Annotated in this window: 21 protein-coding genes and 1 tRNA gene; 14 read left to right on the forward strand and 8 right to left on the reverse strand. The window is 69.4% G+C overall.

Annotation, left to right across the window (positions count from 1 at the left end):
• The first annotated feature begins 101 nt into the window (after window positions 1-101).
• The 5 genes from ACFYT4_RS06935 to ACFYT4_RS06955 all read left to right on the forward strand — a co-directional run bounded on the left by ACFYT4_RS06935 (window position 102) and on the right by ACFYT4_RS06955 (window position 4,142).
• Window positions 102-174: transfer RNA gene (locus ACFYT4_RS06935), tRNA-Ala, on the forward strand.
• 348 nt (window positions 175-522) lie between these two features.
• Window positions 523-864, forward strand: coding sequence for a hypothetical protein (locus tag ACFYT4_RS06940; protein ID WP_389266027.1), 342 nt, complete (start codon window positions 523-525; stop codon window positions 862-864).
• Window positions 865-989: 125 nt separating this feature from the next.
• Window positions 990-1,670: an RNA polymerase sigma factor gene (locus ACFYT4_RS06945; protein WP_389266030.1), complete on the forward strand. Its 681-nt coding sequence runs from the start codon at window positions 990-992 to the stop codon at window positions 1,668-1,670.
• Window positions 1,667-2,707 carry a CU044_5270 family protein gene (locus ACFYT4_RS06950; protein WP_389266032.1) on the forward strand — a complete coding sequence of 347 codons (1,041 nt, stop codon included), beginning with the start codon at window positions 1,667-1,669 and terminating at the stop codon, window positions 2,705-2,707. Before ACFYT4_RS06945 ends, ACFYT4_RS06950 begins: the two co-directional genes overlap by 4 nt.
• A 403-nt stretch (window positions 2,708-3,110) precedes the next feature.
• Complete coding sequence (locus tag ACFYT4_RS06955; protein ID WP_389266034.1) at window positions 3,111-4,142, forward strand: DUF6344 domain-containing protein; 1,032 nt, start codon at window positions 3,111-3,113, stop codon at window positions 4,140-4,142.
• Window positions 4,143-4,210: 68 nt separating this feature from the next.
• Here the strand turns inward: ACFYT4_RS06955 and ACFYT4_RS06960 are convergent, their stop codons facing one another.
• Window positions 4,211-4,888 carry a DUF5324 family protein gene (locus tag ACFYT4_RS06960; protein WP_389266036.1) on the reverse strand — a complete coding sequence of 226 codons (678 nt, stop codon included), beginning with the start codon at window positions 4,886-4,888 and terminating at the stop codon, window positions 4,211-4,213.
• 298 nt (window positions 4,889-5,186) lie between these two features.
• Between ACFYT4_RS06960 and ACFYT4_RS06965 the strand changes: the two genes are divergently transcribed.
• The 3 genes from ACFYT4_RS06965 (at window position 5,187) to ACFYT4_RS06975 (ending at window position 7,111) form a co-directional block, all read left to right on the forward strand.
• Window positions 5,187-5,720, forward strand: a complete 534-nt coding sequence (locus ACFYT4_RS06965; protein WP_389266038.1) for a peptidylprolyl isomerase — start codon at window positions 5,187-5,189, stop codon at window positions 5,718-5,720.
• Between the two features lie 250 nt (window positions 5,721-5,970).
• Entirely contained in the window at window positions 5,971-6,873 is a 903-nt protein-coding gene (locus tag ACFYT4_RS06970; protein WP_389266040.1) for a rhomboid family intramembrane serine protease, read from the forward strand.
• Window positions 6,874-6,970: 97 nt separating this feature from the next.
• A complete protein-coding gene (locus ACFYT4_RS06975) occupies window positions 6,971-7,111 on the forward strand; it encodes a hypothetical protein (protein WP_389266042.1) in 141 nt (46 codons plus the stop codon).
• Between the two features lie 292 nt (window positions 7,112-7,403).
• Here ACFYT4_RS06975 and crgA read toward each other — a convergent pair whose 3' ends face one another.
• Window positions 7,404-7,661: a cell division protein CrgA gene (crgA, locus tag ACFYT4_RS06980; protein WP_389266044.1), complete on the reverse strand. Its 258-nt coding sequence runs from the start codon at window positions 7,659-7,661 to the stop codon at window positions 7,404-7,406.
• Between the two features lie 237 nt (window positions 7,662-7,898).
• On the opposite strand from crgA, the gene ACFYT4_RS06985 reads away from it, so the two are divergent.
• The 6 genes from ACFYT4_RS06985 to ACFYT4_RS07010 all read left to right on the forward strand — a co-directional run bounded on the left by ACFYT4_RS06985 (window position 7,899) and on the right by ACFYT4_RS07010 (window position 12,973).
• The gene (locus tag ACFYT4_RS06985) at window positions 7,899-8,630 is read left to right on the forward strand and encodes a DUF881 domain-containing protein (RefSeq protein WP_389266046.1); all 732 of its coding nucleotides are present in this window, start codon (window positions 7,899-7,901) and stop codon (window positions 8,628-8,630) included.
• 13 nt (window positions 8,631-8,643) lie between these two features.
• On the forward strand, window positions 8,644-9,402 hold the full coding sequence (locus ACFYT4_RS06990) for a class E sortase (protein WP_389266048.1): 759 nt from the start codon (window positions 8,644-8,646) through the stop codon (window positions 9,400-9,402).
• A 56-nt stretch (window positions 9,403-9,458) separates the two neighbouring features.
• Window positions 9,459-9,668 carry a hypothetical protein gene (locus ACFYT4_RS06995; protein WP_389266050.1) on the forward strand — a complete coding sequence of 70 codons (210 nt, stop codon included), beginning with the start codon at window positions 9,459-9,461 and terminating at the stop codon, window positions 9,666-9,668.
• Window positions 9,665-10,384: an aminodeoxychorismate/anthranilate synthase component II gene (locus tag ACFYT4_RS07000; protein ID WP_389266052.1), complete on the forward strand. Its 720-nt coding sequence runs from the start codon at window positions 9,665-9,667 to the stop codon at window positions 10,382-10,384. The genes ACFYT4_RS06995 and ACFYT4_RS07000 overlap by 4 nt, the downstream gene beginning before the upstream one ends.
• Window positions 10,385-10,911: 527 nt before the next feature.
• A complete protein-coding gene (locus ACFYT4_RS07005) occupies window positions 10,912-12,243 on the forward strand; it encodes a class E sortase (RefSeq protein WP_389266268.1) in 1,332 nt (443 codons plus the stop codon).
• 49 nt (window positions 12,244-12,292) lie between these two features.
• Window positions 12,293-12,973, forward strand: a complete 681-nt coding sequence (locus ACFYT4_RS07010; RefSeq protein WP_389266054.1) for a class E sortase — start codon at window positions 12,293-12,295, stop codon at window positions 12,971-12,973.
• A gap of 272 nt (window positions 12,974-13,245) precedes the next feature.
• Here the strand turns inward: ACFYT4_RS07010 and pknB are convergent, their stop codons facing one another.
• The 6 genes from pknB to ACFYT4_RS07040 all read right to left on the reverse strand — a co-directional run bounded on the left by pknB (window position 13,246) and on the right by ACFYT4_RS07040 (window position 21,342).
• Window positions 13,246-15,237: a Stk1 family PASTA domain-containing Ser/Thr kinase gene (pknB, locus tag ACFYT4_RS07015; protein WP_389266056.1), complete on the reverse strand. Its 1,992-nt coding sequence runs from the start codon at window positions 15,235-15,237 to the stop codon at window positions 13,246-13,248.
• 199 nt (window positions 15,238-15,436) lie between these two features.
• On the reverse strand, window positions 15,437-16,900 hold the full coding sequence (locus tag ACFYT4_RS07020; protein ID WP_389266058.1) for a peptidoglycan D,D-transpeptidase FtsI family protein: 1,464 nt from the start codon (window positions 16,898-16,900) through the stop codon (window positions 15,437-15,439).
• Complete coding sequence (locus ACFYT4_RS07025; protein ID WP_389266060.1) at window positions 16,897-18,306, reverse strand: FtsW/RodA/SpoVE family cell cycle protein; 1,410 nt, start codon at window positions 18,304-18,306, stop codon at window positions 16,897-16,899. Before ACFYT4_RS07025 ends, ACFYT4_RS07020 begins: the two co-directional genes overlap by 4 nt.
• 25 nt (window positions 18,307-18,331) lie before the next feature.
• A complete protein-coding gene (locus tag ACFYT4_RS07030; RefSeq protein ID WP_389266062.1) occupies window positions 18,332-19,825 on the reverse strand; it encodes a Stp1/IreP family PP2C-type Ser/Thr phosphatase in 1,494 nt (497 codons plus the stop codon).
• A 148-nt stretch (window positions 19,826-19,973) separates the two neighbouring features.
• The gene (locus ACFYT4_RS07035) at window positions 19,974-20,486 is read right to left on the reverse strand and encodes an FHA domain-containing protein (protein ID WP_389266065.1); all 513 of its coding nucleotides are present in this window, start codon (window positions 20,484-20,486) and stop codon (window positions 19,974-19,976) included.
• Window positions 20,487-20,496: 10 nt separating this feature from the next.
• Window positions 20,497-21,342 (reverse strand): FhaA domain-containing protein, encoded by an 846-nt coding sequence (locus tag ACFYT4_RS07040; protein ID WP_389266067.1) that lies wholly within the window; start codon window positions 21,340-21,342, stop codon window positions 20,497-20,499.
• Between the last annotated feature and the right edge of the window lie 692 nt (window positions 21,343-22,034).

Genomic DNA, 22,034 nt, shown 5'->3' on the forward strand with positions numbered 1-22,034 from the left:
CATCGGGAGTCCTATCCTTTTGCAGGATCACCGGGCGCACCCGGTATTCTGGTGCGGGCGGTGGGCGCCAAGCGCGTCCACCGGACCACACCCATCCACTCGGGGCCTTAGCTCAGTTGGTAGAGCGCTGTCTTTGCATGGCAGATGTCAGGGGTTCGACTCCCCTAGGCTCCACATCGTGAGAGGCTCTCTGAACTGCGGAAACGCATGTTTCAGAGAGCCTCCTGGCGTCGATGCCCCGGCACTGTGCCGACCGCCCGTCGAACTGCGGGCCCGATTCCGGCCCCCGGGATGCCGGCCGGTGCGGCGCGCAGCCCGGATGCGGGATCGCGCCGGGCACGCGGGGTGGCCCGATCACGACGGGCACGGCCGGCTGCACCGTGGGCGATGTACCCGGGCAGCCCAGCGCGGGATGCCGTTCCCCGAGGGAGGCGGCAGGGTGGCCTTGAGCAGGATCCTCCCACCCGGACACCTTCCCGCGCGATGATCTCCCCCGGACCTTCGCGCAGACAAGGACTGGCCATGGCCGTGACCCGATACCGGCGGCTCGCAGGCGCCGCAGGGGCAGCGTTCCTGACCGCCTCACTCGCCGGGTGCTCCGGTCTGGGACGTACGGCTGTGGGGCCCGTCTCCTACGACACCAAGGGGGCCGGGCATGTGGTGGTGAAGAGCCCCGTGGTCACGGGTTGCCATCGGCTCACATCCACAGGCGCCGTCTCGGTCACCAACGGGACGCTGGTCGACATCATCATGTACCCCACCACCGACTGCTCCGGTTCCATGTCGATCTATGTGGCGACCGGGACGTCCGATGTGGTCGCTCCGGACGCGCCCCCCTGGCGGAGTTACAGCATCGTCCACTGAACGGCCTGTATGGGATCGTGAACGGTGTGCCCTGCCAGGGCCGGGCTCGTGGCGGCGGATGCCGGGACAGCGCTCGTGTGAGCTGAATCACCGGAACTCCGGGTGCCGAGCGGACAACTGATGACGTGGACTACGCGATGCACGGCCGGATACGCGACGGTGACCCGGAGGCGTTCAGGGAGTTGTTCGACGCCCATGCGCCCTTGGTGTACCGCCATGCCGTACGGACGACCGGTGACTGGGCGCTCGCCGAGGACGTTGTCTCCCTCACGTTCCTGGAAGCGTGGCGGCTGCGGCACAAGCTCAGAGACGAGGGGGAGAGCCCCCGGCCGTGGTTGATGGGAATCACCGTCAACGTCCTGCGCAACACCACGCGTACCGCCCGCCGACACCGTGCGGCGCTGGGCCGGCTGGTGGTCCGGGACACCGTGCCCGACTTCGCGGACGAACTTGTCGGACGGCTCACCGATGCCGCCCAGCTGGCGGCCGCGCAGCGAGCGCTGAAGAAGCTGCGCCGGGGCGACAGAGAGGTCTTCACGCTCTGCGTCTGGTCCGGGCTGGAGTACGCGGAGGCCGCCGAGGCCCTCGGCGTGCCCGTGGGCACGGTCCGCTCCCGTCTCTCCCGAGCCCGCACGCGCCTGCGCGCTCTTGCCGAACAGGAGCTGCGCGAATCCCCCGCGCGGGAACGGCAAGGACGTCAGGAACCAAGGGAATCGCGGCGTTCTTTGGAACCCACCCCCGGCTACGGACAAGTACGGGGTGGCCGCACGGACGCGGCCCGGTCGAATGAGGAGAAGAACCGATGACCCGCACCCTCTGGCGGCGGACGCAGGAACCGCTCGACCATGCGGAACTGGCCGGGCTGCTGCCCGCGCCCGGTGATCCGGATCTTTCACGCGACCGTCGCCGACTCCTTGAGGAGCATCTGATGCGTGAGATCCAGCAGACCCCCGAGCCCAAGCCGGTACGACCGGTGCGGCGCGCGCTGTTCATCGGCGTTCCCGTCACCGCGCTCGCCGTGACCACCGCACTCGTGGTGGGCGCGATCACCGATGACGGGAGCGGATCCGACAAGGCCAAGGCACCGGTCGTGCGGCTGGACGACGACAGCACGGGGAAGGTGGCGACCACCCTGAACCTGATCTCCACAGCGGCCGCCAAGCAGCGGGTTCCCGAGCCGAAGCCGGGCCAGTACGTCTACATCAAGAGCCGGGTGTCCTACCTCAGCCAGGAGATCAACGCCGATTCGAGTAAGACGAAGTCGCGTGTGGAGAAGCCGCACCTGCGTGAGGTCTGGCTGTCCCCCGATGGCAAGAAGGGCTGGCTCATCGAGGAGGGGAGGTTCAAGAACGGCATCACCCTCGACGATGACGGTCCCGGGCAGCCCTTGAGTGGCTACAACTACCTCAAGACACTCCCGACCGACCCTGATGTTCTGCTTGAGAAGATCTACAAGGACTCAAAGGGCCAGGGCAAGAGCAGGGGGCCACACGCCCAGGCGTTCACCGCGATCGGCGACCTGCTGCGTGAAGAGTTTGCTCCGCCCAAGCTGTCCGCTGCCCTTTACCAGGCCGCCGCGAAGATTCCGGGTGTGGTGGTCCTGGACAAGGCGGAGGACGGATTCGGCCGGGACGGTATCGCCGTCGCTCACACGGATGCGTCGGACGGCTCCCGCTCGGAGTGGGTCTTCGACCGGTCCACGTATGCCTATCTCGGTGAGCGTGTTGTCCAGCTCAAAGGCTTCGACGACGTCAAGGCGGGCACCGTCACCGGGCGCACCGCCGTTCTGGAGCGTGCCGTGGTCGACTCCAAGGGCCAGCGTCCCGAGCCCAAGCGCCGCTGATCCCTCCGGGGGCGCCGGAGATCCGGTGCCCCCGTTCTGGGCCTGGTGTTTCACGTGAAACGGGCTATCAGGCTGATGTTTCACGTGAAACGGCTACCGGTCCCGATGGCTCTCGTCGGGTGAGGCCCGTAGCGTCATGACGGTGTTGCCCTTGGTGCCCATGCAAGCCCCATGTGGCGCCACATTCCGCCGGAGGGGCGCAATGACTGTGTTCTCTGGTGCCATCCCGCGCCGCCCTCTGCCGCAGCACCGGTTCCCGGGTGCCGCAACCGGGGCGGTGTGGGCCGTACGGGTGGTGTTCATCAGAAGAACCGCTTAGCGGCTGCGTCGGTCCCTCGCAACTCAAGATGCATACACATCATGAGAAAGGTATGCAGATCGCCCAATCTGAAAGCGAGGGGTCATGACCTGTGCCAAGGTCAGAAATCTGTGGAGTGCGCTTCTCGGCGCGCTCGTCGCGCTGCTGGCGTCGCTGGGGCTGACCGGCTCCGCCGCCGCGCAGCAGGCCGCCGTGCGGACGCCGGACGAGTCGGCGCAGCCCGAGGGCGCGGTGAAGCCTCAGGAGCCGGCGCACACCGGTCGACCGGTGCTTGTGCGCCAGGAGCGGGAGCGCGAGCGAGCCGCCCGGGCCCTGCTGCCGGCGCTGGTGCCCGCGCAGAGCACCCGCTGGAACACGGGAGCGCGCGACAGGTCGCTGCCGCCCACCATCAAGCAGCGCATCCGTGCCGAGGCGCACGGGGCGTCGCCCTCGGTCCGCAAGGTGCCCGCGTTCGACCTCGACGGTCCCCTGACCGTCCGGGCCGCGGAAGCGGTGGCGGACCGGGCGCTGAGGGCGGACCGCTCACGGGTCGTGGACCGGGCGGTCGTTCCGGGCGGGGTGCGAACCCCGGACTCCTTCGCGGCAGGGGACACACCGGCCGCCATGGACCGCATGCTCACCGACCGGACGTCCGGGAACAGCCGCGCCCCTGAAGGCCGCACCCACGAAGACGGCCGCACCCCCGACGGCAGCCGTACGGCCATGGGCCGGGTCCCCGCTCACAACGCCTCTGTCCACAACGCTCCTGTCCACGCCTCCGCCCAGGACGCAGCTCCGGCCTTCCTCGTGCCCGCCCAGGACGCGCCCGTCTCGGTCGAGCCCTCCGCCGACTCCGGTCACCCGCGCCGGAGCGAGGACGAGCGGACGGGTGCGACCGGCCTGCCCGCCGCGCCCCCCGCCTTCGCCCCTCTGTACGCCGTGCCGGTGACGGCCGCCGTGTCATCGTCGGACGCCCGCCGGGGCGCCCCGGACCGGGCGCTCGCATCGGAGCACGAGCGGGAGCAGGGGGATGCGCAGCGCCGTGTCACCCACCTGGCCGCGCGCCCCGTACGGGACCTCGCACCTGCTCCCGGCACCGCCGCGCACCCCTCTACCGCAGACCTCGCGGCAGCGTGAAGCGCCGGGAGCCGCATCGGCAACTCCCGGCGCCATCCACCGAAGCCCGCCTCAAAGGCGGTGTCCGATCAGCGGCGGTCGTCGCGGTCCGAAGCCTCCGACTCGGCCTGCTTGGCCTGTACCTCGGGATCCAGCGCCTCCGGACTGCCGTCGACGGACGACAGCGGATCACGCCCGGAGACCTCGGTCGCCGCGGGCGGCTCCACCAGCCAGTCGGGGTTCGCCTGCTTGTCCCACCACTTCCACACGGCAAAGGCCCCGGCAGCCACGACACCGACGATCGCGAGACCCTTGCCGAACCGTGCGGCCTTCGCCCGCCGCTCGTGCTTCCTCACAAGCTTCCGAATCTCCTTCGGCGTCACCTGACCGCGTAGCGCGGCCAGCGCGGCGGTGGAGCGAGCAGCGGCTTCCTCCCGTACGGGCTGAGCCGCGGCGACCGCGTGCTCGATACGCGGCTTGGTGTAGTCCGCCGCCTGACGCGCGGCCTTCCGGGCATGGACCGCTGCCCGGTGCGCGGCGTCGTCCACCTGCGGCGGCACATGCGGCGCCACACGGGTGCCGTACTGGACGCGGGCCTGCTGAGCGGCCTTCGAGACTTTCGGCGCGAGCCGTACGCGGGCTTCGTGTGCGTAGTGCACGGCCTGGTTCCTGGCCGTACCGGCGTATGGCGCCACCACTTCCGCGGCGTGCAGCACGCTGTCCTTCGCCGTATCGGTCGCGGCGCGCACGCTGTCCATGCGGGTCACGGGGATCCTCCTCCTCGGTGGCGTTTCTGGGGTCCTGGGGTGCGCCCCAGCTCGGCACATTTCGCCTTTCCGTCTGCTGGGAAATCATGCCTGCCGACCGCCGTCTCGGCATGTGGTGCGGGCATCCGGGTCAGCGGCGCGGGCATCCGGGTCGTACGGGGAACCTGCGAACGACGATGCCACGATTCCGGCCGCGGCGCGCCTTCGCTGCGCTCACTCCGACCGGATTTCCGCCCGGGCCGCCCTTCCGTGCGAGGATCGGGGACGTTCAGTGAGACGACTTACGGAAGGCAGGACCGTGGCCGAGCAGCTTTACGCCACCCTGAAGACCAACCACGGCGACATCGAGATCCGGCTCCTGCCGAACCACGCGCCGAAAACGGTCAAGAACTTCGTCGAGCTCGCGCAGGGAGAGCGTGAGTGGACCCACCCGGCCACCGGCAAGAAGTCCAGCGACAGGCTGTACGACGGCACGGTGTTCCACCGGGTGATCGGCGGCTTCATGATCCAGGGCGGCGACCCCCTGGGCAACGGCACCGGTGGCCCCGGCTACGAGTTCGCCGACGAGTTCCACCCCGAGCTCGCCTTCGACCGTCCCTACCTGCTGGCCATGGCCAACGCCGGTCCGGGCACCAACGGCTCGCAGTTCTTCATCACCGTGGCCCCGACCGCGTGGCTGACCCGCAAGCACACCATCTTCGGCGAGGTCAGCACCGACGCCGGCAAGAAGGTCGTGGACGCGATCGTGGCCACGCCGACCAACCCGGGCACCGACCGCCCGCTCGACGACGTGGTGATCGAGTCCGTCGTCGTCGAAACCCGCGAGGGCTGAGCCCACCGGGCGCCTGCGCCCCTGCCCGGCACTCAGTGTGCTGCCGCGCCGCCCCGCTCCGGCGTCGGCGCGCGTTCGAGGCTCTGAGGGGTCTGTACGCCCGCGTACGCACCGGCGGACCCGCTCCCGCACACCTTCCCCGTGCCCCGTGCGGACACCCGCCACGCGGTCGGGGAACAAATACGCCCCGTCCATCCGTCTGGATGGACGGGGCGGTGTGTTGAGTCGGGAATAGTGATTGAGGGATTTCATGGACCAGGCGCCAGGCAGTCCACCTGAGTCGCCGGGCGCGCACAGTGTGCCCAGCTGCTACCGGCACCCGGATCGCGAGACCGGTATCACCTGTACCCGCTGTGAGCGCCCGATCTGTCCGGAGTGCATGATCAGCGCGTCCGTCGGGTTCCAGTGCCCGGAATGTGTCCGTACCGGCTCCGGTACGGGTCACAGCCCCACGGCCAATCAGCCGCGCACCATCGCCGGCGGCACGGTTGCGGCCGACTCGTTCCTGGTCACCAAGATCCTCGTCGGGATCAATCTCGCCGTGTACGTCCTGGTGCTCGCGCTCGGCTGGCGGTTCGTGCACGAGACCGAGCTGGTCGGATACGCGTACGACCCGCGGCTGGGCGAGATCGTCGGGCTGGCGGACGGCGAGTGGTACCGCCTGTTCACCTCGATGTTCGTGCACCAGGAGATGGCGCACCTCGCGTTCAACATGCTCGCCCTGTGGTTCCTGGGCAGGATGGTGGAACCCGCGCTCGGCCGCAGCCGTTTCCTCGCCCTCTATCTGATCTCAGGGCTCGGCGGTGACGCCGTCGTGTATCTGCTGGAGTTCCCGGGGCGGGGGACGATCGGTGCCTCGGGTGCCATCTTCGGCCTGGTCGGAGCCTTCGCCGTGCTGGCGCGGCGCTCGAACCTCGATATGCGGCCGGTCATCGCGATCATCGCGCTGAATCTCCTCATCACCTTCTCCCGGCCCGACTCGATCTCCTGGGAGGCGCACGTCGGCGGTCTGGTGACCGGTGTGCTGCTGACTCTGGGGCTCGTCTACGGGCCGCGTGAGCGGCGTACGGCCATCCAGGCGGTCACGTTTGCCGCTGTTCTGCTGGTGATCGTCGTGATCATGATCGTCAGAACCATGGCGCTCACCGGATGAGCGTCCCGGACCGATCACCGGAGTCGATGATCCGGAGCCGACCCCACCGCGAACCGGCCCCGAGCCATGCCGGAGTGATCCGGCATGCCCGGGAAGGGTGGGACCACCGCAGGGGCTCCGGCTCGACCGCGGTGGCTCCGGAGCGATCCGGAAGCGGCTGTGTGTGGACGCGGAGGTCCGGGAGTCGGCCCGGGAGCACCGCATCCGCTGGTCCGGGACCCTGTCGTCGCTCACCTGAGCGGGACGCGTCCCAACAGTTGTCCACAGTGTGTGGCGGATCTTGTGCATGCTGTGGGGAACATGTGTGCCCCTTGTCGCCGCTACGGGTTTACCCAGCGGGGACAAGGGACGGAGCACATCATCAAGGTGGTCGACGCAGTCACACCGGCGTCAACGTTCTGAAGGTTATCCACAGATCGTCTGACCTTTTCCCCACTGTGGACAACGCTGTGGATAACCTTGGGGCAGAGCTTGACGTCGAGGTGGTCGGGCTGCTGTCCCCGCGACCCTCCCCGCCTGCGCGGCTTCCGCTACTTCCACTGGGTGGAGACGCCGAAGCCCGCCGCGATGAACCCGAAGCCCGCGACGATGTTCCAGTTCGTGATGGACTTGATCGGCAGTTCGCCCTCGGTCACATAGAAGAGGACGATCCATGCGAGCCCGATCAGGAACAGCCCGAGCATCACCGGCGCAACCCAGCTGCGGCTGGTGAGCTTGATGTTCGTCGCCTGCTTCGTGGCCGGAGGCGGCGTGAAGTCGGCCTTCTTGCGGATACGTGACTTCGGCACGAGGGACTCTCCTGTCGATGCGCTGCGTGACCGCGCAGGGAAACTGTGGCTGGCGCCGGGGGCTGGAGCGACGGGGACCACTGCCTCCCCCGGGCGTCCGTTAGCGTAGTGCTTCCGCGGCGCCTGATGAGATAAGGGTACGCTGAGCAATTCTGCCGACTTCCGGCCAGGGGCCCAAGGCGGCCGGTGCCGGAAGCGGTCCGAGTGGCACACGAGGCAAGAGGTACGGGTTCGACGATGGGTGGACGACGGGTGACCGGCAGGGTGCTGACCGCTGCCGTCTTCGCCCTCGCCGGGCTGATCTTCGTCACCTCCTTCAACACCGCCAAGGGCACCAACCTCCGTACGGACGACTCCCTGCTGAAGCTCTCGGACCTGATCCAGCAGCGCAGCGACAAGAACGGCGAACTCGACGAGTCCACGGCGGCCCTCCGCGACGACGTCGACGCCCTCGCCCAGCGCGACGACGGCTCGACCAAGGCGCAGGACGAGCAGTTCGGCGCCCTGAAGCGCGCCGCGGGCACCGAGAAGGTGAGCGGCAACGCGCTGACCGTCACTCTCAACGACGCTCCGCCGAATGCCCGGGCCGCCTCCGGCTACCCGGAGCCGACAGCCAATGACCTGGTCATCCATCAGCAGGACCTCCAGGCGGTCGTCAACGCCCTGTGGCAGGGCGGGGCCGAGGGCATCCAGGTCATGGACCAGCGTCTGATCTCCACCAGCGCCGTGCGGTGCGTGGGCAACACCCTGATCCTCCAGGGGCGGGTCTACTCACCCCCGTACAAGATCACCGCCGTCGGCGACCGGGGGCGGCTCCAGAAGGCCCTCGACGCGTCCCCGGCGATCCGGAACTACCAGCTGTACGTGCAGGCGTACGGCCTCGGCTGGAAAGTCGACGAGCGCGAGGCGGTGACTCTTCCGGGGTACTCGGGCACAGTGGATCTCCATTACGCGAAGCCCGTGGAGTAGCGCTGGGGGTCCGGTGTCGGTTCGGCTGGTCGTCAGGAGCTTCAGCGAACTGTGCATCACGGTCGGTGCCGTCATCGTGCTGTTCGTGGTGTACGTGCTGTTCTGGACCGGGGTCAAGGCGGCCGGTGCCACCGACGGGCAGATCGACCGCCTCCAGGACGAGTGGTCGCGGGGCGCGATCGCACCGCCCGTCAGCGCTCCCGACGGCGCGGCGGCCCCCGGCGGCCGGCCGGGCTCCGCCGCCTCAAGCGGAGCCGCCCCCGGGCGCTCGGACGGGGCCCCGCGGCCGCCCGCCGCCTACCGCGACGGCAGGCCCTTCGCCGTGATGTACATCCCACGCTTCGGCCGGACATGGGACTGGCCCGTTCTCGAAGGCACCGGGGTCGGCACCCTCAAGAAGGGCCTCGGCCACTACGCGGGCACGGCCGCGCTCGGCAGCCGGGGGAACTTCTCGGTCGCGGGACACCGCCGGACCTACGGTGACCCCTTCAAGGACTTTCCGCGGCTGCGGCCCGGGGACGCCGTCGTACTAACGGACGGCACGACCTGGTTCACCTACCGGATCGACAGAAAGCCCTACAGAACGGTCCCGACCGATATCGGAGTGATCGATCCCGTTCCGAAGAAGTCACCTTTCAAAGATCCGGGCCGGTATCTGACCTTGACGACGTGTGATCCGGAGTGGGGCAGCAGCCACCGGCTGATCGCGTGGGCCCATCTGGACGCCACCCAGCCTGTGACGCAGGGCAAACCGGAAGCTTTGCGCAGCTGACCCGCAGGCCCCTGCCGCCCCTTAGTCTGGAGCGGTACCGAACGGAAAGGGACGGCATGTACGGCTGGATCTGGCGGCATCTGCCGGGCAACGCATGGGTGCGGGCGTTCATCTCGCTCGTGCTGGTCCTCGCGATGGTCTATGTCCTGTTCCAGTACGTCTTCCCGTGGGCGGAGCCGCTGCTTCCGTTCAACGATGTGACGGTCGACGGTGAGAGCGCCGGTGGCGCAGGCGTCGGCACGGGCCAGGAGGGGGCGTCCCGATGAGCGGCGCGAGCAGCACGACCGGAACCACGCACACGACCGGGGCCGAGGGTGTCTTCGGGGGGCTCGGGCGCAACGGTGCGCGCGCCCGCATCCTGGTCGTCGACAACTACGACAGCTTCGTCTTCAACCTCGTCCAGTATCTGTACCAGCTGGGCGCGGAGTGCGAGGTCGTACGGAACGACGAGGTCGCACTCTCCCACGCCCAGGACGGCTTCGACGGCGTTCTGCTCTCCCCCGGCCCCGGCGCCCCCGAACAGGCCGGTGTCTGTATCGAGATGGTCCGCCACTGCGCCGCCACGGGGGTACCCGTCTTCGGGGTCTGCCTCGGGATGCAGTCGATGGCGGTGGCGTACGGCGGTGTCGTGGACCGGGCCCCCGAGCTGCTGCACGGCAAGACCTCGCCCGTCACCCACGAGGGCCGGGGCGTCTTCGCCGGGCTGCCCTCGCCCTTCACCGCGACCCGCTACCACTCGCTGGCCGCGGAGCCCGCCGACCTGCCCGATGTCCTGGAGGTCACCGCGCGGACGGCCGACGGCATCATCATGGGGCTGCGGCACCGGGAGCTGCCCGTCGAGGGCGTGCAGTTCCACCCCGAGTCGGTGCTCACCGAGCACGGGCATCTGATGCTCGCCAACTGGCTGGCGCAGTGCGGTGACACGGGTGCCGTCGAGCGTTCGGCGGGTCTCGCGCCGGTGGTGGGCAAGGCCGTGGCGTGACCGCCCCGCGTCCTGGGGAGGAGCCCGACCCCCTGACGGACATCCGTGTGGCGGCGGGGTCCGGTGGGACGCCGGCCCATGAGCCGGCGTCGTGGACGGACGGCCGGCCCGGACCGCAGCCGGGCACGCAGCCCGGGGCCCCGCCCTGGGCCGAGGGCCCCGGCCTCTCCCCGGCTCAGGCGCCATCCCTGACTCCGGCGATGGTCCCTTTCCCTGTTCCCTCCCCGCCCCGGGATCCGGCACCGTCCGGAGCTCCCGCGCAGCCGGAGCGGGCCCGGCAGCCCCGGCATGCCCGTCCGTCCCTCCAGCCGGAGCACGGGGTGTACGGGCAGCCTCCGACGGGCCCGGCGGCTTCCGCGGGCACCACGTCGGCGCGACCGGAGCCGTTTGACGAGACGGGCCGCCAGGACGACTGGTTCACGCGGTCCGGGCCTCAGCAGAGACCGGAGCCCCGGCACCGTCTGCCGAAGGACCCCCCGGCGCCCGGCCCTTTCACCGATCCGCTGACCGGCCCCCTCACCGATCCCCTGGCAGCCCCGGTACGCGGCCGGGTGAACGGTCGGCGGCCCGGCCCGGCGTCCGATCCCCTGACCGATCCCCTCACCGGGCCGCTGCACGGCCGTCCGGATGTACGGCCACCCGTCCCCGAGCCGATCCCGGTGTCCGAGCCGGTACCCGGAGCCGACCACCGGGGCGGCGGCCGGAGGGGCACAGGCCCCGGGCACGCCCCGGAAGAGGGCCACATCCCGGAGCGGGACCACATCCGGGAACAGGGCCACACCGGGGACCGCGGGCCCGTCCCGGAACAGGCCCCGGCCCGGCTGCAAGCACCCGGCCCCGAGCCGGTCACCGGCCTCGATCCGCTCGTCGGTCCGGAATCAGGACCCGGGCCGGAGTACGGCGACGCTCCGGACCGGAGGGCCGTGGCGCCCGACCGGGACGACGCCACCATCGGACTGCGTACGTCCGACACCCGCCGCGCGCTCGGAACGCCGCCCGCCGACTCGGCCCCCTCGGTACGGACACCGGTGTCGCCGCCCCCGCCCGGCCCCGGGCGGGCCGAACGGCGCAGGGCCGCCAGGGGCCGGGGACGTAAACAGCCCGACCCCGCCACCGCCATGGCCTCCGACGCGCCCGCCCGGCCGCTCTCACGGATCGAGGCCCGCCGGGCAGCCCGCGCCGCCAAGGACAGCCCCGCCGTCATCGCCAGCCGGGCCATAGGGGAACTGTTCATCAGCTTCGGCGTGCTGATGCTCCTCTTCGTCACCTACCAGCTCTGGTGGACCAATGTCCGTGCCGGGCACGAGGTCAGCAAGGAGACCAACAAGATCCAGGACAGTTTCGAGAAGGACGAGCGCACACCCGGCGCCTTCGAGCCCGGCCAGGGTTTCGCCATCATGTACATCCCCAAGCTCGACGTCGTCGTCCCGGTCGCCGAGGGGATCGACAAGGACAAGGTCCTCGACCGGGGGATGGTGGGCCACTACGCCGACGGCAGGCTCAAGACCGCCATGCCCGCCGACCGTACGGGCAACTTCGCGGTGGCCGGCCACCGCAACACCCATGGCGAACCGTTCCGCTACATCAACCGCCTCAAGCCGGGCGACCCGATCGTCGTCGAGACCAGGGACGCGTACTACACGTACGAGATGGCGAGCATCCTGCCCCAGACCTCACCGTCCAACATCGGTGTCATCGGTCCGGTTCCTCCCGGATCGGGCTTCACCGAGCCCGGCCGGTACATCACTCTCACGACCTGCACGCCGGAATTCACGAGTACCTACCGCATGATCGTGTGGGGCAAGATGGTCGAGGAACGGCCGCGCAGCAAGGGCAAACCGGACGCGCTCATAGGCTAGGGCCTGATCAAGGGCAGGCCCTGGGGACTATCAGACGGGAACAGGTGCAGTGTCACGTGCGCGCAGCCGGGTCGCCGGCGCCATCAGTGTCCTCGGCGAACTGCTGATCACCGCGGGCGTGGTCCTGGGGCTCTTCGTGGCCTATTCACTGTGGTGGACGAATGTCGTCGCGGACCGCGAGGCGTCCCGCCAGAGCGACCGGATGCGTGACGGCTGGAAGAGCGACAACGCGCCCCGGGGGCTCGACACCAAGGACGGCATCGGCTTCCTCCATGTGCCCGCCATGGACAACGGTGAGGTGCTGGTGAAGAAGGGCACCGATCCCAAGAAGCTGAACGACGGCATCGCGGGCTACTACACCGAGCCGGTCGCATCCGCGCTCCCCTGGGACGCCAAGGGCAACTTCACCCTCGCCGCGCACCGGGACGGCCACGGCGCGAAGTTCCACAACATCCACAAGATCAAGGTGGGCGACCCGATCGTCTTCGAGACGAAGGACACCTGGTACGTCTACAAGGTCTACGAGAAGCTCCCCCAGACCTCGAAGTACAACGTGAAGGTGCTGGACCCGGTCCCGAAGCAGTCGGGGAAGACCAAGGCGGGCCGTTACATCACCCTGACGACCTGCACCCCCGTCTTCACCTCCGACTACCGCTATATCGTCTGGGGCGAGCTGGTGCGCGAGGTCAAGGTCGACAACGACCGCACGCGCCCCGAGGAACTCCGCTGAAACGATCCGTGCGAGCGACGCGCAGTACTTACTGCGCACGGTAGGCCCATGCACCCGCACGGTGACCGGGCACTGCCACGATGACCGGGCGCTGCCCACGGCCACCTCACACCACCACGATGGGCCCGGCCACCGGACACGCCCGCGCGACTCCCGTGCGGCCGCCTCCGCGCCGTGAGTCGCTCCACGGCGAGTCGGTCCACCACGCCGGAGGCCCCGGCACCCTCCTGGGGTGCCGGGGCCTCCGGGCGTTCGCTCGACGGTGGGCGGAATCAGTCGCCGCCGATTCCCCCGTTGATGAGCCCGCCGTTGTTGCCGCCGTTGTTGCCGTTCCCACCGCCGACGTCCTGGGTCCGGACGCTGACCTGGTCGTTGCCGTTCGCCGGGCCCGCCGGCGGGTTCTGGGCGACCACCAGCGCGTTGTCGTCCTCGGGGCCGTCGATGTTACCGATCCGGAGACCGGCCTGTTCCAGCATCGCCTTGGCGTTGCCGAGCGTCTGGCCGAACAGATTCGGGACCTGGGCCTGCTGCTCGGGTCCCTTGGAGACCGTGAGCTTCACCGTGGAGCCCTCGGCCGCCCTGGTGTTGCCCTCCGGGGACTGCCTGATGACCTGGTCCTTGGGCCGGTCGGAGTCGATGAACTCCGTCGTCACCTGGAACCCCAGTGTCTGGAGCTGCTGCTGGGCGTTCGGCAGCTGGTTCCCGACCACCGGGGGCACACTCTTCTGTGCCTGCCTGGCGACCGTGATGGTGACGACCGAGTTCTTCTCGGCCTGGCTGTTGCCGGGCGGGTTCTGCTCGATGACCGTGCCGGGGTCCTCGTCCGACGACTCGCTCGTCTTGACGACGACCTTGAAGCCCTTGCGCGTCAGGGCCTCCTTGGCGTTCTCCTCCGACTTCTCCGTGACGTCGGGGACCTCGATCTTGGGCGCGCCCTCGGAGACGACCACCTGGATGGTCTCGCCCTGCTTCATCTTCCCGGACTCGGGCGTCTGGCTGCAGACCGAGCCCGTGGGCTGGTCGCAGCGCTCCGTACCGGACTGGGCGACCTTGACCTGGGCGTTGCCCGCGAGGACCTGTGCCTCTTCGAGTGTCTTGCCGACCAGCACGGGCACGGTCACATCGCCCTGGCTGTCACCGCTGCCGTCGAAGATGGACCTGCCGATGAGGATCGCGCCGACCAGCACCAGCACGGCCGCGACCGCCAGCAGGATCGTCGAGGTGTTCGACTTCTTCTGGCGGCGCCGGTCCGGGCGGTCGTCATAGCCGCCGAATCCCCCGGCGGCGCCGTCGTCGGGATTCATCGGCGGAAGCATCGAGGTCTGGGCGGCCGGGTCGGCCTGCCTCAGCGCCGTGGTGGGCTGCTCGCCGCCGCCGTATCCGCCGTAGCCGACCGCGCCCATCGCCGCCGTCGCGGCGACGGGCTGGCCGTCGAGGCACGCCTCGATGTCGGCCCGCATCTCGTCGGCGGACTGATAGCGGTAGTCCGGGTCCTTCACCAGGGCCCGCAGGACGATGGCGTCCATCTCGGGCGTGATCTCGGGGTCGAAGGTGGAGGGCGGCTGCGGTTCCTCGCGTACGTGCTGATACGCCACGGCCACCGGGGAGTCGCCGACGAAGGGCGGCCGGACGGTGAGCAGCTCGTAGAGCAGGCAGCCGGTGGAGTACAGGTCGGAGCGGGCGTCGACCTGCTCGCCCTTGGCCTGCTCGGGGGAGAGGTACTGGGCGGTACCGATGACGGCCGAGGTCTGGGTCATCGTCATCCCGGAGTCGCCCATGGCGCGCGCGATGCCGAAGTCCATCACCTTGACCTGGCCGGTGCGGGTCAGCATGACGTTCGCGGGCTTGATGTCACGGTGGACGATGCCGTTGCGGTGGGAGTACTCCAGAGCCTGGAGGATGCCGATCGTCATCTCCAGCGTGCGCTCGGGCAGCAGTCTGCGCCCGGAGTGCAGCAGTTCCCTGAGCGTGGAGCCGTCGACGTACTCCATGACGATGTACGGGATCGAGACCCCGTCGACATAGTCCTCGCCGGTGTCGTACACGGCGACGATCGCCGGGTGGTTGAGCGAGGCGGCCGACTGGGCCTCCCGGCGGAACCGGGCCTGGAAGGACGGGTCACGGGCGAGATCGGCCCGCAGCGTCTTCACGGCGACGGTGCGGCCGAGCCGGGTGTCGTGGGCGAGGTAGACCTCCGCCATGCCACCGCGGCCGAGCACCGAGCCCAGTTCGTACCGGCCGCCGAGGCGACGCGGCTCTTCCATAACTAGTTCCAGCCCTCTCCGTCAGTCCCCACCGCACCTGTCAGTGGTCCGGTGGTGTGCTGCTCGCGCAAAGGCTACCGGGCGCCCACCACCCGGTCGGCCCGTGACCTTCACCTGATACCTGACCGGTATCGCAATGTGCAGGTATGAGAGGTGGACGTGATACGCGTCACTTCTCACTCATTTCCCTGGCACTTTCTCACTTGTCCAGGATCGCCTTCATCACGTCCTTGGCGATCGGGGCGGCGAGGCCACCACCGGAGATGTCGCCCCGGCTGGCGTCGCTGTCCTCGACGACGACCGCCACCGCGACCGGGGAACCTTCGGCCGTCTTGGCGTACGAGATGAACCACGCGTACGGGCGCTTGCTGTTCTTCTCACCGTGCTGGGCGGTACCGGTCTTGCCGCCGACCTTGACGTCGCCGCCGATGGCGGCCTTGCGGCCACCGCCGTTCTCGACGACGTTCTCCATCATGTCCTGGACGAGCTGCGCGTTCTCCGACGAGAGGGGGCGGCTCATCTCCTGCGGCTTGGTCTGGGAGATCACGTCGAGATTGGGCGCGACCAGCTTGTCGACCATGTACGGCTTCATCAGCTTGCCGTCGTTGGCGATCGCGGCGGCGACCATGGCCATCTGGAGGGGGGTGGCCGCGGTGTTGAACTGGCCGATCGAGGACAGCGAGTTGCTGGACCGGTCCATCGTCTTGTCGTAGCGGGACTCCGCCGCGCGGACCGGGGTGTCCAGCTCGGCGTTGTTGAAACCGAACTTCTGCGCCGTCTCCAGCATCTTGTCCCGGGTGACGTCGTCACCGAGCTTGGCGAAGACGGAGTTGCAGGAGACCTCCAGCGCCTTCTTCAGGGTCGCGTTCTCGCACCCGCTGACCTGGTTCTTCATCACGGTCCGGGTATTGGGCAGGGTGTACGGCTCGGGGGTGTCGGTCGGGGCGTTGATGTCGTCGACCTTGCCGTGCTCCAGCGCCGCCGCCGCGGTGACCACCTTGAACGTCGATCCGGGCGGGTAGACCTCGCGGAGCGCCCGGTTGAGCATGGGCTTGTCCTTGTTGTCCTCCGACGTCAGCGTGGTCCACGCCTTGGTGTCCGCGTCGGAGTTGCCGGCGAAGGACGAGGGGTCGTACGAAGGGGTCGAGGCCAGCGCGAGGACCTTGCCGGTCCTGGGGTCCATGGCCGCGACCGCGCCCTTCTTGCGGCCGAGACCCTCGAAGGCGGCCTTCTGAGCGGCGCCGCTCAGGGTGGTGACGACATTGCCGCCCTTCTTCTTGTCGCCCGTGAACATCGCCATCGTGCGGTCGAAGAAGAGCTGGTCGGAGTTGCCCGTGAGGATGCCGTCCTCCAGCTTCTCCAGCTGGTTGGCGTCGAACGCCTGCGAGGCGTACCCCGTCACCGGCGCCCACATCGGGCCGTTGACATAGGTCCGCTTGTACGCGAAGTCGGTGTCGTCGGTCTTGACGGAGCCCGTGATGGGGTTGCCGTCGACGATGATGTTGCCGCGCTCGCTGGCGTACCGGTCGATCAGGATACGGCGGTTCTTGTCGTTGGTGTTGAGCTCGTCGGCGTCCACGTACTGGAGCCAGTTCGCCCGCACCAGCAGGGCCAGTACGAGGAGCCCGCAGAAGATCGCGATCCGGCGCAGGGGCTTGTTCACGGTCGGACCACCTGGGTCATCTCGGCGTCGGGGGACGGTGCGGGGGCGGGAGCGGGCCGGCGTGCGGTGTCGCTGATACGGATCAGGATGGCGATCAGCGCCCAGTTGGCGATCACGGACGAGCCGCCGGCCGCGACGAACGGCATCGTCATACCGGTCAGCGGGATGAGGCCCATCACACCGCCGGCGACCACGAAGACCTGGAGGGCGAAGGCGCCCGAGAGGCCGATCGCGAGCAGCTTGCCGAACGGGTCGCGGGCGGCCAGCGCCGTACGCACACCGCGTTCCACGATCAGGCCGTACAGCATCAGGAACGCCATCATCCCGGCGAGCCCCAGCTCCTCGCCGAAGCTGGAGAGGATGAAGTCCGAGTTGGCGGCGAACTGGATGAGGTCGGAGTCGCCCTGGCCCCAGCCGGTGCCCAGGGTGCCGCCGGCGCCGAAGGACATCAGCGCCTGGCCGACCTGGTCGCTCTGGCCCCAGACCTTGTCGGAGAAGGGGTTGAGCCAGGCGTCCACCCGCTGCTGGACATGGGTCGCGAAGGTGGCCACGCCGACCGCTCCCGCCGCCGACATCAGCAGACCGAAGACGATCCAGCTGGTCCGCTCGGTGGCCACGTACAGCATGATCACGAACATGCCGAAGAACAGCAGCGAGGTGCCGAGGTCGGTCTCGAAGACGAGGATGAGGATCGACATCGCCCAGACCACCAGGATCGGGCCGAGGTCGCGGCCCCGCGGCAGATACAGCCCCATCACCCGGCGGCTGGCGAGCGCGAGAGCGTCCCTCTTCACCATGAGGTAACCGGAGAAGAAGATCGCGATGATGATCTTCGCGAACTCACCCGGCTGGATGTTGATCGGCCCCAGGCTGATCCAGATCTTCGCGCCGTTGCGGGCCGGGAAGAACATCGGCAGCACCAGCAGGACCAGCGCCACCGCCATCGAGATATAGGTGTACCGCTGGAGGATCCGGTGGTCCTTGAGCACCAGCAGCACCCCGACGAAGAGCGCGATACCGATCGCCGAGTACAGCATCTGCTTGGGCGCGTCCGGGGAGAAGCCGCCGAAGAGCTGTTCGGCACGGCGGATCAGGCGCGGCGACTGGTCCAGCCGCCAGATCATCACCAGACCGAGCCCGTTGAGCAGCACCGCCAGCGGCAGCAGCAGCGGGTCGGCGTACTTGGCGAACTTCCGCACCACGAGATGGGCCACCGCCGCGAGCAGGCCCAGCCCCAGCCCGTAACCGAGGATTCCGGCGGGCAGCTCCCCGTCGAGGGCGAGTCCCACATTGATGTACGCGAACACCGGAATGGCCACCGCGAACGCGAGCATCATCAGCTCGGTGTTGCGGCGGCTCGGTGCGTCGATCGCACCGATCGTGGTGGTGTTGGTGACAACGCTCATGGCGGAGAAGGCCCCCTACGGCTGTTTACTGCTTCCCGCAGTTCGAGGCCAGCTTCTGCTCCTCCTCCGAGAGGGTGGGGCCCGGGGAGGGAGAAGCTGCGGACGGCTTGCTGGTGTTCTGGCCGGCCGGGGTGCCGGCGGTGCCGCCTGCCTCGCCCTCGCCGGGAGGCGCCGTGGCGGCCTTGTCGGCCGCCTCACGGCGCTGCTCTTCCTTCTTGCACGCGGCGGCCTGGCCGGCGAGTTCGTCGATCTTCGCCCGCGCTCTGCCGATGCTGTCCTGGGTGATCGTGCCCTCGACCTGCTTGCGCTGGTAGGGCGGTAGGTACTTGAGTTCGATCTCGGGGTGATCCTTCTCCACCTTCGAGAGCGAGACCCACGCCAGGTCCTGGCTGATGCCCCGGTAGAGCGCGACGTGCCCGTCCCGGGAGCCGACGTAGTACTGCGTCTGCGTCCAGCGGTAGCCCCCGTAGAGGGCGCCGCCGACGACCGCCAGGGCGAGCACGGTGATGAAGGATCGCTTCAGCCAGGTGCGGCCGCCGCGCGGTTTGTCGAACTCGTCGTCGTTGTACGCGCCGAAGCCGCCCTCGGGCGGCGTCCCGCCGTACCCCACGCCGTCGCCGCTCCCGGGCGGGCCGAAGCCGCCGGGCTGCTGCTGCGGCACCTGGCGGCCGAGACCGGCCGCGCGGCCGGCCGGGGTCTGCATCGCGCCGCCGTCGTTCAGCGGGTACTGGTTCTCGGCGACCGCGCCGACGACGACCGGGGTGTCGCTGAGCTGGGTCGCGAGGGTGTCGTTGGAGTCGGTGTCCAGGACATCGGCGACGATGCAGGTGATGTTGTCCGGGCCGCCGCCGCGCAGGGCGAGCTGGATCAGATTCTGAACGGTCTCCTGCGGGCCCTGGTAGCTGGCGAGGGTGTCCTCCATCGTCTGATGGGAGACCACGCCGGAGAGTCCGTCGGAGCAGATCAGATAGCGGTCGCCGGCCCGGACCTCACGGATCGACAGATCGGGTTCCACGTGGTCGCCGCTGCCCAGCGCGCGCATCAGCAGGGAGCGCTGCGGGTGGGTGGTGGCCTCTTCCTCGGTGATACGGCCCTCGTCGACCAGCCGCTGCACCCACGTGTGGTCCTGGGTGATCTGCGTCAGCACGCCGTCGCGCAGCAGATAGGCGCGGGAGTCGCCGACATGGACCAGACCGAGCCGCTGGCCCGTCCAGAGCAGGGCGGTGAGCGTGGTGCCCATGCCTTCGAGCTGGGGGTCCTCCTCGACCATCAGCCGCAGCTGCTCGTTGGCGCGCTGCACGGCGGTACCGAGCGAGGTGAGAATGTCCGAACCGGGCACATCGTCGTCGAGCGTGACGAGAGTGGAGATGACCTCCGAGGAGGCGACCTCACCGGCGGCCTGCCCCCCCATGCCGTCGGCGATCGCCAGGAGCCGTGGACCGGCGTAGCCGGAGTCCTCGTTGCCCTCCCGGATCATGCCTTTGTGCGATCCGGCGGCGAAGCGCAGAGACAGACTCATGCGCACCTGCCCCTGCCCTGTCGATGCTGCCTCGGGGTACAGCCGGTCTCGAGCCACACTGCCCACCCTCCGGTCGGGAGCCGGTCCCGGTCCGCTGTCGGGACCGCTGCGGCTCGCTCGCTCCGCTCGCGCGCTGTCATTAGTCCTACTACTTCCGCAGCTCGATGACGGTTTTGCCGATGCGGATCGGCGCGCCCAGCGGAATCGGTGTCGGGGTGGTGAGCCGGGTCCGGTCGAGATAGGTGCCGTTGGTGGACCCGAGATCCTCGACGATCCACTGGCCGTCACGGTCCGGGTAGATCCTGGCATGCCTGCTGGACGCGTAGTCGTCGTCCAGCACGATCGTCGAATCGTGCGCCCGGCCCAGCGTGATGGTCTGGCCCTGCAGCGCCACCGTGGTGCCGGTGAGGGTCCCCTCCGAGACGACCAGCTTGGTCGGTGCCCCCCGCCGCTGCCGGTTGCCGGACTGCTGGCGCTGCGGCGGCGGCGCGGCGGGCTGGCGCGCCTGCTGCGGGCGCGCGTCCCCGCCCCGGCGCGAACCGCGCTGGGTGACGCGCGTGCCGAACAGGTCGCTGCGGATGACCTGGACGGCCACGATCACGAACAGCCACAGAACGGCCAGGAAACCTAGCCGCATGACCGTCAGGGTCAGCTCTGACATTGCCCCCGCTTCACCCTTCGGCTTGCCGGTAAACGATGGTGGTGCTGCCCACGACGATCCGCGAGCCGTCGCGGAGCGTAGCGCGGGTGGTGTGCTGCCCGTCTACCACGATGCCGTTGGTAGACCCGAGATCCTGGATCGTCGAGGGCGTTCCGGTCCGGATCTCACAGTGCCGGCGGGAGACGCCGGGGTCGTCGATCCGCACATCGGCGTCGGTGCTGCGGCCCAGCACCAGCGTCGGGCGGGAGATCTGATGGCGGGTGCCGTTGATCTCGATCCAGCGTCGTACCTGCGCTCCCGGCAGCGGGCCGGGACCACCCGCCGGGCCTACGGGCGCGAGGCCCGGGCGTCCCGCGCCCGGAGGCGGTGCGGACGGCATGGGAGGCGCTCCGGGGAGCGGGCTCGGCACCGCGCGGGGCGGGTAGCCGTATCCACCGGGGGCGCCGGGGCCCGCCGGGTCCCGGTCGGGAGACTGTGACGTACTCGACGCGAGAGTCCGGCTGCGCACCCGGTACAGACCGGTGTCGAGGTCGTCGGCCTTCTCCAGATGGACCTTGATCGGGCCCATGAAGGTGTAGCGCTGCTGCTTGGCGTAGTCCCGCACCAGACCCGCCAGCTCGTCGCCGAGCTGCCCCGAGTAGGGGCTCAGCCGCTCGAAGTCGGGCGTGCTCAGTTCGACGATGAAGTCATTGGGGACGACCGTCCGCTCGCGGTTCCAGATCGTCGCGTTGTTGTCGCACTCGCGCTGGAGAGCGCCGGCGATCTCGACGGGCTGGACCTCGGACTTGAACACCTTGGCGAAGGTGCCGTTGACCAGACCTTCGAGTCGCTGCTCGAAACGCTTCAGGACTCCCATCGGGCACCTCCTCCATTGCTGCCGTCCTGATACTGCTTACTGATCGTATCCACGCGTCGGGAAATCGGCTGGTTCCCCTTGTCTGCCCCGTCGATGAGTGTCACCTCTCACACGGATCGTAGAGGCGGCCTCATGCCAGTGTCCCGCACCCGGGGTGGACCGCGGAGGAGCGGGGGGCGGGCCGTGCTGCGGAGCGGCGGCGGGCCTGTACGAGCGGCCCGGCCGATGTCCGTACGGGGCCGCCCACAGGTCCGCACCGGCCTCTTCCGCCGACCTCCTCCACCGACTCCCGCACCGGCTTTCCCCGGCTTTCCGGCGGCACCGTGGCCGGAGGTCCCGGCCCGGATCCGGCCGAGGCCCGCAGGGCCCTGTGCCGAGGTCCCGGCCGACCGTCCTGCCGGGGCCCGCACCGACGCGGGCCGGATCTTCCGCGAGGTCCGTACCGAGTCCCGTGCCGAACCGAATCCTGTGCCGAGGTCCGCGAGAGAAGGAACGATCGCCGGCCGTTCCCGGTTCCCCTGCCCGTCTCCTGCTCTCCTTCCCCGCCGCCCTGCTGTACTTCCCGTCCCGCCGTCCTTTCCCTTTCCCTTGGCTTTCCCCCCTTCCCCGGGCGTCTCCCCTCCGGTCCCGGCTCTCCGTCCCGTCCGTGTTCCCCGGTCAGGGCTGCCCCAACAAACGGATGTGAATCCACC

This window comes from Streptomyces sp. NPDC004609 (assembly GCF_042873655.1).
In the GTDB taxonomy this organism is placed as follows: Bacteria; Actinomycetota; Actinomycetes; order Streptomycetales; family Streptomycetaceae; genus Streptomyces.